This is a genomic window from Streptomyces sp. JL2001, assembly GCF_050917515.1.
GTDB lineage: Bacteria > Actinomycetota > Actinomycetes > Streptomycetales > Streptomycetaceae > Streptomyces.
On the sequence record NZ_CP169421.1, the window covers coordinates 3532503 to 3546350 of the forward strand.

Genomic DNA, 13848 nt, shown 5'->3' on the forward strand with positions numbered 1-13848 from the left:
CTGCACCCCCGTGACGGGGGTGCAGCCCTCTTTCGCGTTCAGCGAGGAACTACCGAGCCGGGGCTCAGAAGTCCATGTCACCGCCCGGCATGCCGCCCGGAGCGCCGGCAGCGGCCTTCTCCGGCTTGTCGGCGATGACGGCCTCGGTGGTGAGGAACAGCGCGGCGATCGACGCGGCGTTCTGCAGCGCGGAGCGCGTGACCTTCGCCGGGTCGATGATGCCCTCGGCGATGAGGTCGACGTACTCGTTGGTCGCGGCGTTGAGGCCGTGGCCGACGGGCAGGTTGCGGACCTTCTCCGCCACGACGCCGCCCTCGAGGCCGGCGTTGACGGCGATCTGCTTCAGCGGGGCCTCGAGGGCCAGCTTCACGATCGCGGCACCCGTGGCCTCGTCGCCCGTGAGGTCGCCCTCGAGCTTCTCGAAGACCGAGGAGGCCTGCAGCAGGGCCACGCCACCACCGGCGACGATGCCCTCCTCGACGGCCGCCTTGGCGTTGCGCACGGCGTCCTCGATGCGGTGCTTGCGCTCCTTGAGCTCGACCTCGGTCGCGGCGCCGGCCTTGATGACGGCCACGCCGCCGGCCAGCTTCGCGAGGCGCTCCTGGAGCTTCTCGCGGTCGTAGTCCGAGTCGGAGTTCTCGATCTCGGCACGGATCTGGTTGACGCGACCGGCAACCTGGTCGCTCTCGCCGGAGCCGTCGACGATCGTGGTCTCGTCCTTGGTGATGACGACCTTGCGGGCGCGGCCCAGCAGGTCCAGGCCGGCGTTCTCGAGCTTGAGGCCGACCTCCTCGGAGATGACCGTGCCGCCCGTGAGGATGGCGATGTCGTTCAGCATGGCCTTGCGGCGGTCGCCGAAGCCCGGGGCCTTGACGGCGACGGACTTGAAGGTGCCGCGGATCTTGTTGACGACCAGGGTCGACAGGGCCTCGCCCTCGACGTCCTCGGCGATGATCAGCAGGGGCTTGCCCGACTGCATGACCTTCTCCAGGAGCGGGAGCAGGTCCTTCACGGAGGAGATCTTGGAGTTGACGATCAGGATGTACGGGTCGTCCAGGGACGCCTCCATACGCTCCATGTCGGTGGCGAAGTACGCCGAGATGTAGCCCTTGTCGAAGCGCATACCCTCGGTGAGCTCCAGCTCCAGACCGAAGGTCTGGGACTCCTCGACGGTGATGACGCCTTCCTTGCCGACCTTGTCCATGGCCTCGGCGATGAGCTCGCCGATCTGGGTGTCGGCGGCGGAGATGGAGGCCGTGGAAGCGATCTGCTCCTTGGTCTCGACATCCTTGGCCTGCTCGAGCAGGGCGGCGGAGACGGCCTCGACGGCCTTCTCGATGCCGCGCTTGAGGGCCATCGGGTTGGCGCCGGCGGCGACGTTGCGCAGGCCTTCGCGGACGAGCGCCTGCGCGAGGACGGTCGCGGTGGTCGTACCGTCACCGGCGACGTCGTCCGTCTTCTTGGCGACTTCCTTGACCAGCTCGGCGCCGATCTTCTCGTACGGGTCCTCGAGCTCGATCTCCTTGGCGATGGAGACACCATCGTTGGTGATCGTGGGGGCGCCCCACTTCTTCTCGAGGACGACGTTGCGACCCTTCGGGCCGAGGGTGACCTTGACGGCGTCAGCGAGCTGGTTCATGCCGCGCTCGAGACCGCGCCGGGCCTCCTCGTCGAACGCGATGATCTTGGCCATGTGAAGTGGTCCTCCCGGACATGGGGTGGATAACGCTCCAGGACCGCGCCGACGCCCGCGACGGACGGCCTGCGTGCCCGGCGGTTCCTTGCCCCACCTGGCCAGCGGGCCTCGTCTGCCCGATCCTCGTAAGCACTCTCACCTTCAGAGTGCTAACGCCAATGATTAGCACTCGACCCAGGAGAGTGCAAGGCCGTCCCATCGGTACGTCGATGCGGGGCGGCGGTCGGGTGACGGGCGGGGGCAAGCGCCACTCGGGGATCGGGCGGCTCGGCGGGGCGCGACGGGCGTGCGGGCGCCTCCCTGGGCCGGGCGGGGCGCGACGGGCGCGCGGGCCGGGCGCCGGCGCGGCTCCGGCGTGGCGGGGGAGGCGGGGACGCCGGGCGGGGCGTGGGCGGAGACGCACGAGGGGTCCGCATCCGGTCAGGATGCGGACCCCTCGGCGTGAGTGCGTATGTGGTGGCCGATCGCGCCGCGTTCAGACGGCGAGCTTGACCATGTCCGCCTGCGGACCCTTCTGGCCCTGCGAGATCTCGAACTCGACTCGCTGACCCTCTTCAAGGGTGCGGTAGCCGTCCATCTGGATCGCGCTGTAGTGGACGAAAACATCCGCACCACCGTCGACCGCGATGAAGCCGTAGCCCTTCTCCGCGTTGAACCACTTGACGGTGCCCTGAGCCATGCCTAACTCCCCTATTACTGGCCCTTGCGCGGGACCGCACTTCGCGACCCCGGGTCAGACCCTGCGCCGGAACGCGTCGACCGCGGCTGAATGTATCTGCCCAACTGCCCTCTGCAACAGGTCAATCGGACGAGAATTCTGGGCATGCAGGAAAGGAGAATTGCGGAGAATTCGCTGAATTACGGGGCAAGTCGGGCCCGGCAAAGTGGGCAGAAGGTACACAAGACTCGAACACTTTGGCTGCTTCTTGTCAGGTCCGGGCGCATTCTCATATGCGCCTGGCATGAGCAGCGGAGGGGACTTCCCCAACTCTATCGCGTTCAACCATGCAGAATTGCCCCCTCCGTTTCTCGACGGAAGGGGCAATTCAGGTGACTGCGGGTAACCCCTGGGCTCAGCAGCCCCCGGCGACGGCCGGGATGATGGACACGCCGGCGCCGTCCGGCGTCGCCGTCTCAAGGCCCTGCTCGAAGCGCACGTCGTCGTCGTTGACGTACACGTTCACGAAGCGGCGCAGCTTGCCCTGGTCGTCCAGGACGCGGGCGGCGATGCCCGTGTGGTTCTTCTCCAGGTCGGCGATGACCTCGGAGAGGGTGGTGCCCTCCGCCGGAACCTCGGCCTGACCGCCCGTGTAGGTGCGGAGGATGGTGGGGATGCGGACCTTGACGCTCATGGGGGTGCTGCCTTCCGTGACGGGGGTGGTCAGTGGGCCAGGCCGGCGTCGCGGAACGCGTCCAGGCTCGGGCGGATGGTGGCGGTCGCCTGGGAGGTATCGGCCACCGCGTCCAGGGTCTTGAGTCCGTCACCGGTGTTCAGGACGACGGTGGTCAGGCTCGGGTCGATGAGGCCCGCCTCGATCAGCTTCTTCGTGACGCCGACGGTCACGCCGCCCGCCGTCTCGGCGAAGATGCCCTCGGTCTGCGCGAGCAGCTTGATCGCGTCGACGACCTGCTCGTCGTTCACGTCCTCCACCGCGCCGCCCGTGCGGCGCGCGATGTCCAGGACGTAGGGGCCGTCGGCCGGGTTGCCGATCGCCAGGGACTTGGCGATCGTGTTCGGCTTCTGCGGGCGCACGACGTCGTGGCCGGCCTTGAAGGCCGCCGACACCGGGGAGCAGCCCTCCGCCTGGGCGCCGAAGATCTTGTAGGGCCGGTCCTCGACGAGGCCGAGCTTCACGAGCTCCTGCAGACCCTTGTCGATCTTCGTGAGCTGGGAGCCGGAGGCGATCGGGATGACGAGCTGGTCGGGCAGCCGCCAGCCGAGCTGCTCGCAGATCTCGTAGGCGAGCGTCTTGGAGCCCTCGCCGTAGTACGGGCGCAGGTTGACGTTGACGAAGCCCCAGCCCTCGCCGAGCGGGTCGCCGATGAGCTCGGAGCAGAAGCGGTTGACGTCGTCGTAGTTGCCCTCGATGCCGACGAGGTCGCCGCCGTACACCGCGGCCATGACGACCTTGCCCTGCTCCAGGTCGTGCGGGATGAACACGCAGGAGCGGAAGCCGGCGCGCGCGGCGGCGGCGCCGACGGCGCCGGCCAGGTTGCCGGTGGAGGAGCAGGACAGGGTGGTGAAGCCGAAGGCGCGGGCGGCCTCGAGGGCCTGGGCGACGACGCGGTCCTTGAAGGAGTGCGTCGGGTTGCCGGAGTCGTCCTTGACGAAGAGCTTGCCGGGCTCGACGCCGAGCTCGCGGGCGAGGTTGTCGGCCTGGACGAGCTTGGTCCAGCCGGGGTTCAGGTTCGGCTTCTCGGCGACGTCGGCCGGGACGGGCAGCAGCGGGGCGTAGCGCCAGATGTTGGCGGGGCCGGCCTCGATCCGCTTGCGCAGCGATTCGGGGTCGCCGAGGGGGAGGTCGTACGCGACTTCGAGGGGGCCGAAACACAGCTCACAGGCGAAAATCGGGCCGAGGGGGAAAACTTCGCCACATTCCCGACAGGAAAGCCCGGAAGCGGGACCGAGGTCGACCGTGGAAGCGGTGGAAACAGTCTGTACAGCCATGGAGGCGAGGCCCTTTCTCCTCATCTTTCCCATGGCGGACGTCGCCATGAGACGGATTTGGCACCTTCCCTAGCCGGGAGCCTCGCGGGCGCAGTGCGACGACTGCGGACGAGACCGACTGGAGGGTTGCCGGGGCTTCAACGGGCCGTTTCCCTCTGCCCCTCTGGATGAGCGGTATTCGATTGGGTGGTGCGGTTGTGTGGACGCCGGCGGCACCCCGACGTGCGTCGGACCTCGGCGTTGTTCAAGACTGTAACCGAAGGCGCGGACTGTTGAGATAGTCGTCCGAACCGCGAGATGGATCACACAAACGGCAACTGGGGAGTAACGGACGTGCTGGATGAAGTGGAGCGCTGGCTGGCCCGGCGGTCCTGGTCCGTGACAGACCGTCCGCTGGAGCAGCTCCTGGCCGCGAAGCGTGGCACGCGGGTCAGCGTCGTGCTGCCCGCGCTGAACGAGGAGGCGACGGTCGGGGACATCGTCGCGGTGATCCGGCGGGAGCTGATGTCGCGGGCGGTCCCGCTCGTGGACGAGCTGGTGGTGGTCGACTCGGGGTCCACCGACCGCACGGCCGAGGTGGCGGCGGCGGCCGGTGCCCGGGTCGTGGCGCGGGACGCGATCCTGCCGCGGATACCCGCCCTGCCCGGCAAGGGCGAGGTGCTGTGGCGGTCCCTGCTGGCGACGGACGGGGACGTCGTCTGCTTCGTGGACGCCGATCTGCGGGACTTCTCGGCGGACTTCGTGTCGGGGATCGTCGGCCCGCTCCTGACCGATCCGGGCGTCGACTTCGTCAAGGCGATGTACGACCGGCCGCTCGGGGACGCGCCCGGCCAGGGGGGCCGGGTGACCGAGCTGGTGGCCCGCCCGCTGCTGAACCTGCACTGGCCGCGGCTGGCCGGCTTCGTGCAGCCGCTTGGCGGCGAGTACGCGGTGCGGCGCTCGCTGCTGGAGCGGCTGCCCTTCCCGGTCGGCTACGGCGTGGAGCTGGGGCTGCTGGTCGACGCGCTGCACGCGGCGGGCCTGGACGCGCTCGCCCAGGTCGACGTGGGAGTGCGCAAGCACCGCCACCAGGACGAGCAGGCTCTCGGCCGGATGGCGGCGGCGATCTACCGGACGGCGCAGCTGCGGCTGTCCCGCGGGCATCTGGTGCGGCCCTGGCTGACGCAGTTCGAGCGGGCCGACGGGGGCGACGGGCCGGGCGCGCAGGGGGGCTTCGTGCCGCGGACGTACCCGGTGGACACGGAGGAGCGTCCGCCGATGGTCGAGATCGCGGAGTACGCGCGGCGCCGCGTGGCGTAACACCACCCGATGATCGGTTTTGCCTACATTTCGCTGTTATGCGACACACCTCTCACCTGGGCAGAACGGCGGTGGCCGGCGTGCTGACGGCGGCCGCACTCCTCCTCGCGGCGGCCGGTCCCGCCGCCGCGGACACGGCGGTGCCCGCCGCCGGGCCGTCCGTGGTCTCCGCGGACGAGCCCCGGTCGGCTGCCGGGCCCGCCGGGGACCGGCGGACGGAGGCCCGTCCCGCGGCGCGGACCCCCGGGCGGGCACCGGCCGCCGCGCACGGGTCCGGCGGCCGGATGCCGGGCACCGGGGCCGGCGACGCGCGGCTGTGGCTGCTCGGCGGTCTCGTCCTGGCCCTGGCGGCGACGGGCGCGGTGGCACGTGCGGCCCTGCGCGAGCGCGTCGATCACTGACCGTGGCCGAACACGGCTGTCTTGTATACGTACGTTTGAGCGTTTCCGGGACGGGCTAGGTTCGCCACATGGCTTCTGTGCTGGTGGCTTCCAACCGAGGACCCGTCTCGTACGCCGTGGGCGAGGACGGCGCGCTCGACGCCCGGCGGGGCGGTGGCGGTCTGGTCTCCGGGCTGAGCGCCGTGTCGTCCGAGGACAGCGTGTGGGTGTGCGCGGCACTCGGCGACGGCGACCGGGAGGCGGTCCGGCGCGGGATCGGCGAGCCGGGCGTACGGATGCTCGGCATCGACCCCGACGTCCACGCCGACGCGTACAACGGCATCGCGAACTCGGTGCTCTGGTTCGTCCACCACATGCTCTACCAGACCCCGCTGGAGCCGGTCTTCGACGCGGAGTTCCGGCGCCGGTGGGCGTCGTACGAGACGTACAACCGCGCCTTCGCCCGGGCGCTGGCGGACGAGGCGGACGACGGCGCCTGCGTCCTGGTGCAGGACTACCACCTGGCGCTGGTGCCGGGGATGCTCCGCGAACTCCGCCCCGACCTGCGCATCGCGCACTTCTCGCACACGCCCTGGGCGCCGCCGGAGTACTTCCGGATGCTGCCGGACGACATCGCGCGGCAGCTCCTGCGGGGGATGCTGGGCGCCGACCGGCTGGGCTTCCTGACCCGGCGCTGGGCGGACGCCTTCGCGGCCTGCTGCGCGGCGGAGGTGGGCGGCACGGGTGACACGCGGCTCGGGGTGTACGGGCTCGGCGCGGACGCGGACTTCCTGCGGGAGCGGTCCCGGCGGCCGGACGTGGAGGAACGCCTCGCGGCGCTGCGGGAGCAGGTCGGACCCGGTCGCCGGGTGATCCTCCGGGTGGACCGGACGGAGCTGTCGAAGAACATCGTGCGGGGTATGCACGCCTACCGGACGCTCCTGGAGGAGCATCCCGAGTGGCACGGCCGGGTGGTGCACGTGGCCTTCGCCTACCCCTCCCGGCAGGACCTGGCGGTCTACCGCGCCTACACCGAGGAGGTCGGCCGGGTCGCCGCCGTGGTCAACGCCCGTTACGGGACGGACGACTGGACCCCGGTCGTCCTGCACGTGAAGGACGACTTCGCCCGCTCGCTCGCCGCGTACCGCTTGGCGGACGTGGCCCTGGTCAACCCCATCCGGGACGGCATGAACCTGGTCGCGAAGGAGGTCCCGGTCGTCTCCGACGAGGGCTGCGCGCTGGTCCTGTCCCGGGAGGCGGGTGCCCACGAGGAGCTGGGCGAGGACGCGATCACGGTCAACCCGTACGACGTGACGGGCACGGCGCACGCCCTGCACGAGGCCCTGACGATGGGCGGTCCGGAGCGGGCGGAGCGCACCAAGCGCCTGGCCGCCGCGGCGACGGCCCTGCCGCCGCAGCAGTGGTTCCTGACGCAGCTGGAAGCGCTGCGGGCCGACAGGACCTAGGTGTATTGATCACGGACGTTGTTGACACGGTTGGGTCTTGAACATGGCGAAGGCCCCCGTGTGTGGTGGAGGTGTCGAATCTTCACCGCACGGAGGCCTTCGTGTCCCACCGTAATGCCCGACTGACCGTCTTCGGGAGACGACTGCTGGTCGAACGTGTCGAATCGGGCCGTCCGGTCGCTCATGTCGCGGCCGAGATGGGCATCTCCCGGGCCACCGCCCACAAATGGATCCGCCGTTGGCGAGCCGAGGGACAGGCCGGGCTGCACGACCGTTCCAGCCGCCCGCACTCGACACCGCACCGGACCCCGCCGGCGATCGAGGCCCGGGTCTGCGACCTGCGCCGGGACCGCAAACTCGGACCCGCCCGGATCGGCCCGATCCTGGGCCTGCCCGCCTCCACCGTCCACCGCATCCTCACCCGCTACCACCTGCACCGGCTCACATGGCTGGACCGGCCGACCGGCACGGTGATCCGCCGATACGAACGCGACCGGCCCGGCGAACTGATCCACGTGGACGTGAAGAAACTCGGCCGGATCCCCGACGGCGGCGGCCACAAGACCAACGGCCGCGAGGCCGGCCGGCCGATCCGCGGCATGGGCTTCGACTACGTGCACTCCGCCGTCGACGACCACTCCCGCCTCGCCTACAGCGAGATCCACAGCGACGAGAAGGTCGCGACCTGCGCAGGCTTCCTGACCCGCGCGGCCGCCTTCTTCCACAGCCACGGCATCGACCACATCGAGCGGGTCCTGACCGACAACGCCTGGGCCTACCGCAAGGGCCTGGCCTGGAAAAACGCCCTCGCCGAGCTCGGTGCGACCGGAAAGCTGACCCGTGCCTACCGGCCGCAGACCAACGGCAAGGTCGAACGCTTCAACCGCACCCTGCTCGACGAATGGGCCTACCTGAAGCCCTACACCTCAAACAACGAGCGCACCGAAGCCCTGGCAGACTTCCTCCACACCTACAACCACCACCGCTGCCACACCGCACTCGGCGGCAAACCGCCCATCACCCGTGTGAACAACCCTGCGAGTCAATACACCTAGGTCCTGTCCGGGCGATCTTCGAGGACCGGCCGCGGCGTCGGATGTGGTGTATCGCAAGGCGGAGGATCGCCCTCGTACTGGGCGTACTCGGGCGACTCCGACAACGCCGCGAGACGCCGCAGCCGTCGTCGCGGGCCCGAGAAGATCGCCCTGACAGGACCTAGGCGCCGGCCGCCCGGTGGGATCCCGGGCGGCCGTGAGCCGGGTGCTCAGCGGGCGTCCCGGACCGCCTGCGCGAGGTCCGTCAGGAAGCCGACGACGGCCGCCGGGCCGGGGACCGAGAGGTCGGCGCGCTCGGACAGTTCCGGGACCTCCGCCGAGCCGCTGCAGACCAGCAGGCCGGGCGTGCCGTTCGAGCGGAGCTTCTCCACGGCCGCGTAGGCCGGCAGGTCACCGAGGTCGTCGCCCGCGTACAGGACGGACTCGGCGCCCACCTCCCGGACGTACTCCGCGAGGGCGACGCCCTTGTCCATGCCCGGGGGGCGCAGTTCCAGCACCATGCGGCCCGGTTCGAGGACCAGGCCGTGCTGGGCGGCGAGGTCGCCGAGCGGGGCCTTGAGCGCCTCGAACGCGGCCTGCGGGTCGGTGGAGCGGCGGGTGTGGACGGCGACGGCGCGCCCCTTCTCCTCGATCCAGGTGCCGGGCCAGGCGCCGATGCCGTCCAGGAAGCCGGGGAGTTCGGCGCGGACGGCGGCCACTCCGGGGTGCGGGGCGGAGGCGTGGACGGTGCCGGTGACGGCGTCCCAGCGTTCGGCGCCGTAGTGGCCGAGGACCACGAGGTGTTCCAGTCCGGGGACCCCGGCGAAACCGCCGTAGCGCACCGCCACGCCCGCGGGGCGGCCGGTGACCACCGCGACGGAGGCGACGCGGGGGGCCAGGGCGGAGAGGGCGGGCACGGCGCCGGGGTGGGCGCGGGCCTGTTCGGGGTCGGGGACGATCTCGGCGAGCGTCCCGTCGAAGTCGAGGGCGACGACGGCTTTCTCGGGCCGCGCGAGGAGCGCGGCGAGGCCGTCGCGGCCGGCGGGTGTGGTCGGGTGCGGAAGGCTGACCATAGGACGACCCTACCGAGGGAGCGCGCCCGGGGCGACGGTGTCGGCAAGAGCCGCGGGCTTCCGGCCGGGTCGGGCCCGCCGGCTCAGCGGCGCTGCTCCTTCTCCGCGCGGACCCGGCGCAGGCGGTTGACCGTCACCGGGTCGTGGGCCAGGGCGCGCGGGTCGTCCAGGAGGGCGTTGAGGAGCTGGTAGTAGCGCGTGGGCGACAGGCCGAGCTGTTCGCGCACGGCCCTTTCCTTGGCGCCGGGGCCGGGCCAGGAGCGGCGTTCCACGGCGAGGACGGCGCGCTCGCGCTCTCCGAGGCCGCCGGGCTCGGCTCCGTCATCGATGGTCATACGACCCAACTTATGCGGTCGCCGCCCGGCCCGGCTCCCCCGGTCGTGGGACCGGGACCCGCAGGGGCCAGGGCCCCCGGGACGGGACCGCCCGGCCCGGGGGCAGGGCCGCCGCTACTCCGCGCTCTCCGCCGTCGACGCGTCCTGCGCGATCTTCCCGAGGACCTCCGAGGGGGTGTGCCCCGGCGCGACGGCCTTGCCGATGTTCTTCTTGACGCTGTCGCTGACCTTCGCCCAGGAGGTCTTGCCGACCGGCGGGAGCTGCGAGTCCGGCAGCTCCTTCAGGAACTCCCGCAGGCTCTCGTGCTCGGGGGACTCCTGCATCGCCGCGGACGCGCTGACGGTGACGGGCAGCAGATCGTTGTCACCCGCGAACTTCAGGACGTTCGCGTCGCTGAAGACGAAGTTCAGGAAGTTGCCGATCTCCTTGCGGTGACCGTTCTGCTTGAAGCCCATGATCCAGTCGGCGACGCCCATGGACGCCTTGGACTTCCCCTCGATGCCGGGCAGCGCGACCTTGCCGACCTTGACGCCCTTCTTCTCGGCCTCCTGCATCAGCGAGGGGTGGCCGTTGAGCATGCCGACCTCGCCGCGGGTGAAGGCGGCGAACGCCTGCTTGCGGTTCAGCTTGGCGGGGGCGATCGGGCCGGTCAGGTCCTTCTCGACCAGGTTCTCCTTGAGCCACTCGAAGGTGTGGACGTTCTGCTCGGAGTCGATCTTGTAGTGGTCGGTGAGGTCGGTGTAGCCCGCGCCACCGCTGAGCATCCACATCATCGACTCGGCCTGCGCCTCCTCCGGGCCGAGCGGCAGCGCGAAGGGGTACGGGACGTCGTCGTCCTTCAGCTTCTCGGCGTCGGCGGCGAGTTCGGCCCAGCTCGCCGGCGGCCTGGTGATGCCGGCCTTCTCGAAGAGGGTCCGGTTGTAGAAGAGCAGGCGGGTGGAGGCGACGAACGGCATGCCGTACTGGATGCGCTTCATCTCGCCGGCGTCGACGAGCGGGGCGAGGAAGTTCGCCTGGACGGGGATGGAGAGCAGCTCGTCCGCCGAGTAGAGCTCACCGGCGTCCGCGTAGTCGGCGTAGCCGCCGATCTGGGCGATGTCGGGGGCGTCGTCCGCGGCGACCATCTCGGCGACCTTGCGGTCGATGTCGTCCCAGGACTCGACCCGGACGTCGATCTTCACGCCCGGGTGCGCGGCCTCGTACGCCTTGGCGAGTCCGGCCCAGTACTGCTTGGTGGTGTCGCCGCCGTTGAGGTCGTAGTCGGCGGCGACGAGCTTGAGGGTCACGTCGCCGGCGGCCTCGCCGCCGTCGATGAGACCGCAGCCGGACAGCACGGCGCTCAGGCCGAGTGCGGCGACGGTCGCGGTCAGTCCAAGGTATCGCCGCTGCACAGCTCTGCCCCACCCTCTGCTCGTCATCGAGGTGCGATCTTCTCCCGGAAAAAGGCATGAGGTCTACACCACTCGGGTATCGCTTTCGCAACGCGCGCACCTACGGAAGCAGGCGCCCGACCGGCGGGTGGACGCCGCCGGCCGGCCGTCGGGGCGCCCCGCTCCGCATGAATTTGTATGCTCGCGCAACAATCTTCACCCAGTGGACTAGACCTTTATGCGGTTCACGCGCGAGACTGTCCCGCGTGAGACACGTCATCGCCCTCGATGTGGGCGGCACCGGCATGAAGGCCGCCCTCGTCGGGGCGGACGGCACACTGCTCCACGAGGCACGCCGCGCCACCGGGCGCGAGCGCGGCCCCGAGGCCGTGGTGGAGACGATCCTCGGCTTCGCGGCGGAGCTGCGGGCCCACGGCCTGGAGCGGTACGGACAGCCCGCCGCCGCCGCGGGCGTCGCCGTCCCCGGCATCGTCGACGCCGAGAACGGCATCGCCGTCTACGCCGCCAACCTCGGCTGGCGGGACGTCCCGATGCGTGCCCTGCTCAGCGACCGCCTCGACGGAGCCCCCGTGGCCCTCGGTCACGACGTCCGCACCGGCGGCCTCGCCGAGGGCCGGATCGGCGCGGGCAACGGCGCCGACCGCTTCCTCTTCGTGCCCCTCGGCACGGGCATCGCCGGCGCCATCGGCATCGGCGGCGCCATCGAGGCCGGCGCCCACGGCTACGCCGGCGAGATCGGCCACATCGTCGTGCGCCCCGGCGGCACCGACTGCGGCTGCGGCCAGCGCGGCTGCCTGGAGCGCTACGCCTCCGCCTCCGCCGTCTCCCTCGCCTGGGCCGAGGCATCCGGCGACCCCGAGGCGGACGCCGCCGACTGCGCCAAGGCGGTCGAGTCCGGCGACGCGACCGCCGTACGGGTGTGGCAGGACGCCGTCGACGCGCTCGCCGACGGACTGGTCACCGCCCTCACCCTGCTGGACCCCCGCACGCTCATCATCGGTGGCGGTCTCGCCGAGGCCGGGGAAACCTTGTTCACACCCCTGCGGGCCGCGGTGGAGGAACGCGTCACCTTCCAGAAGCTGCCCGCCATCGTGCCGGCGGCCCTCGGAGACACCGCCGGCTGCCTCGGCGCGGGCCTGCTCGCCTGGGACCTGCTCGCCGACCGGGGCCCCCTCGCCGAGGGGCCCGCCCACCAGCGCTCCACCCACAACGAGTCCGACTCGGAGGTATCCGCCTGATGGCCGATCGCAAGGTTCTCGCCGGCGCCCGCGTGGTGCTGCCGACCGGGATCGTCGAGAACGGACGCGTGATCGTCGAGAACGGCCGCATCGCGGGCAGCACCCCCGCCGAGACGCCCTCCGTCGACCTGAGCGGCCACTGGGTCGTCCCCGGCTTCGTCGACATGCACAACCACGGCGGCGGCGGCACCTCCTTCACCTCGGGCACGGTCGACGAGGTCCTCCACGGCGTCCACACCCACCGCCTGCACGGCACCACCACCGTCGTCGCCTCCTTCGTCACGGGCGACATGGACTTCCTCGGCCGCCGGGCCGGCCTGCTCTCCGAACTGGCGGAGCAGGGCGAGATCGCCGGCCTGCACTTCGAGGGCCCGTTCATCTCGCCGTGCCGCAAGGGCGCCCACGACGAGACGCTGCTGCGCGACCCCGACCCGGCCGAGGTGCGCAAGCTGATCGACGCGGCCCGCGGCCAGGCCCGGATGGTGACGCTCGCGACCGAGCTGCCCGGCGGCATCGACTCCGTACGGCTGCTCGCCGAGCACGGCGTGATCGCCGCCATCGGCCACACCGACGCGACGTACGAGCAGACGCGTGCGGCCATCGACGCGGGCGCGACCGTGGCGACCCACCTCTTCAACGCGATGCCCGCCCTCGGCCACCGCGCGCCCGGCCCGATCGCCGCGCTGCTGGAGGACGAGCGGATCACGGTCGAGCTCATCAACGACGGCACGCACCTGCACCCCGCGGCGCTGGAACTGGCGTTCCATCACGCGGGCGCGGGTCGCGTCGCGTTCATCACCGACGCGATGGACGCGGCGGGCTTCGGCGACGGGCGCTACTCCCTCGGCCCGATGGCCGTCGAGGTGAAGGACGGGGTCGCGCGGCTCGTCGAGGGCGGCTCCATCGCGGGCTCGACCCTCACCCTGGACCGGGCCTTCAAGCGGGCGGTCACCATCGACGGCCTGCCGGTCGAAGCCGTCGTGGAGGCCATCTCCGCGAACCCCGCGCGCCTGCTCGGAGTCGACGACAGGGTCGGCTCACTGGAGCCCGGCAAGGACGCCGACCTGGTGGTCCTCGACGGGAACTTCGACCTCAAGGGCGTCATGCGCAAGGGCGCCTGGGTGGTTGAACCCCAAGTGGGCTGATTTTGCCACGAATTGTTTCAAGCCGAACGAAAGGCGGTAGGCCCGAGGACTGGGCCTACCGCCTTCCGTTTGGCATGATCGGGGCGCGAACGGCAGGCGTTTGACACGGCGTACGGGGGGTG

13 protein-coding genes and 1 riboswitch are annotated in these 13848 nt (G+C 71.1%); of the genes, 6 read left to right on the top strand and 7 right to left on the bottom strand.

Going from position 1 to position 13848, the window contains the following annotated elements:
- Window positions 1–64: 64 nt before the first annotated feature.
- From groL to thrC, 4 genes are all read right to left on the bottom strand, one after another.
- Window positions 65–1693, bottom strand: coding sequence for a chaperonin GroEL (gene groL, locus ACE1OA_RS15585; RefSeq protein ID WP_147978538.1), 1629 nt, complete (start codon window positions 1691–1693; stop codon window positions 65–67).
- 478 nt (window positions 1694–2171) lie between these two features.
- Window positions 2172–2375 carry a cold-shock protein gene (locus ACE1OA_RS15590; RefSeq protein ID WP_005315736.1) on the bottom strand — a complete coding sequence of 68 codons (204 nt, stop codon included), beginning with the start codon at window positions 2373–2375 and terminating at the stop codon, window positions 2172–2174.
- 394 nt (window positions 2376–2769) lie between these two features.
- Window positions 2770–3048 carry a MoaD/ThiS family protein gene (locus ACE1OA_RS15595; RefSeq protein ID WP_147978539.1) on the bottom strand — a complete coding sequence of 93 codons (279 nt, stop codon included), beginning with the start codon at window positions 3046–3048 and terminating at the stop codon, window positions 2770–2772.
- A gap of 29 nt (window positions 3049–3077) precedes the next feature.
- Window positions 3078–4388: a threonine synthase gene (gene thrC, locus ACE1OA_RS15600; protein WP_356609882.1), complete on the bottom strand. Its 1311-nt coding sequence runs from the start codon at window positions 4386–4388 to the stop codon at window positions 3078–3080.
- Window positions 4382–4538, bottom strand: a riboswitch (SAM riboswitch). (Overlaps the previous gene by 7 nt.)
- Window positions 4539–4697: 159 nt before the next feature.
- Between thrC and ACE1OA_RS15605 the strand changes: the two genes are divergently transcribed.
- The 4 genes from ACE1OA_RS15605 (at window position 4698) to ACE1OA_RS15620 (ending at window position 8564) form a co-directional block, all read left to right on the top strand.
- Entirely contained in the window at window positions 4698–5663 is a 966-nt protein-coding gene (locus tag ACE1OA_RS15605) for a glucosyl-3-phosphoglycerate synthase (protein ID WP_356609873.1), read from the top strand.
- A 38-nt stretch (window positions 5664–5701) separates the two neighbouring features.
- Window positions 5702–6064 (top strand): hypothetical protein, encoded by a 363-nt coding sequence (locus tag ACE1OA_RS15610; RefSeq protein WP_384870319.1) that lies wholly within the window; start codon window positions 5702–5704, stop codon window positions 6062–6064.
- Between the two features lie 68 nt (window positions 6065–6132).
- Window positions 6133–7509 (top strand): alpha,alpha-trehalose-phosphate synthase (UDP-forming), encoded by a 1377-nt coding sequence (locus ACE1OA_RS15615; RefSeq protein WP_384870317.1) that lies wholly within the window; start codon window positions 6133–6135, stop codon window positions 7507–7509.
- A gap of 101 nt (window positions 7510–7610) precedes the next feature.
- Window positions 7611–8564: an IS481 family transposase gene (locus ACE1OA_RS15620; RefSeq protein ID WP_432752924.1), complete on the top strand. Its 954-nt coding sequence runs from the start codon at window positions 7611–7613 to the stop codon at window positions 8562–8564.
- Between the two features lie 209 nt (window positions 8565–8773).
- On the opposite strand, the gene otsB is transcribed toward ACE1OA_RS15620, so the two are convergent.
- The 3 genes from otsB to ACE1OA_RS15635 all read right to left on the bottom strand — a co-directional run bounded on the left by otsB (window position 8774) and on the right by ACE1OA_RS15635 (window position 11370).
- Complete coding sequence (gene otsB, locus ACE1OA_RS15625; protein ID WP_356778664.1) at window positions 8774–9616, bottom strand: trehalose-phosphatase; 843 nt, start codon at window positions 9614–9616, stop codon at window positions 8774–8776.
- 83 nt (window positions 9617–9699) lie between these two features.
- A complete protein-coding gene (locus tag ACE1OA_RS15630; RefSeq protein WP_147978544.1) occupies window positions 9700–9951 on the bottom strand; it encodes a DUF3263 domain-containing protein in 252 nt (83 codons plus the stop codon).
- 114 nt (window positions 9952–10065) lie between these two features.
- Window positions 10066–11370 carry an ABC transporter substrate-binding protein gene (locus ACE1OA_RS15635; RefSeq protein WP_432752925.1) on the bottom strand — a complete coding sequence of 435 codons (1305 nt, stop codon included), beginning with the start codon at window positions 11368–11370 and terminating at the stop codon, window positions 10066–10068.
- Window positions 11371–11588: 218 nt separating this feature from the next.
- Here ACE1OA_RS15635 and ACE1OA_RS15640 point away from each other — a divergent pair, with 218 nt between their 5' ends.
- Window positions 11589–12581 carry an ROK family protein gene (locus ACE1OA_RS15640; protein ID WP_386543212.1) on the top strand — a complete coding sequence of 331 codons (993 nt, stop codon included), beginning with the start codon at window positions 11589–11591 and terminating at the stop codon, window positions 12579–12581.
- Window positions 12581–13726: an N-acetylglucosamine-6-phosphate deacetylase gene (nagA, locus tag ACE1OA_RS15645; RefSeq protein ID WP_356607082.1), complete on the top strand. Its 1146-nt coding sequence runs from the start codon at window positions 12581–12583 to the stop codon at window positions 13724–13726. Before ACE1OA_RS15640 ends, nagA begins: the two co-directional genes overlap by 1 nt.
- Window positions 13727–13848 lie beyond the last annotated feature (122 nt).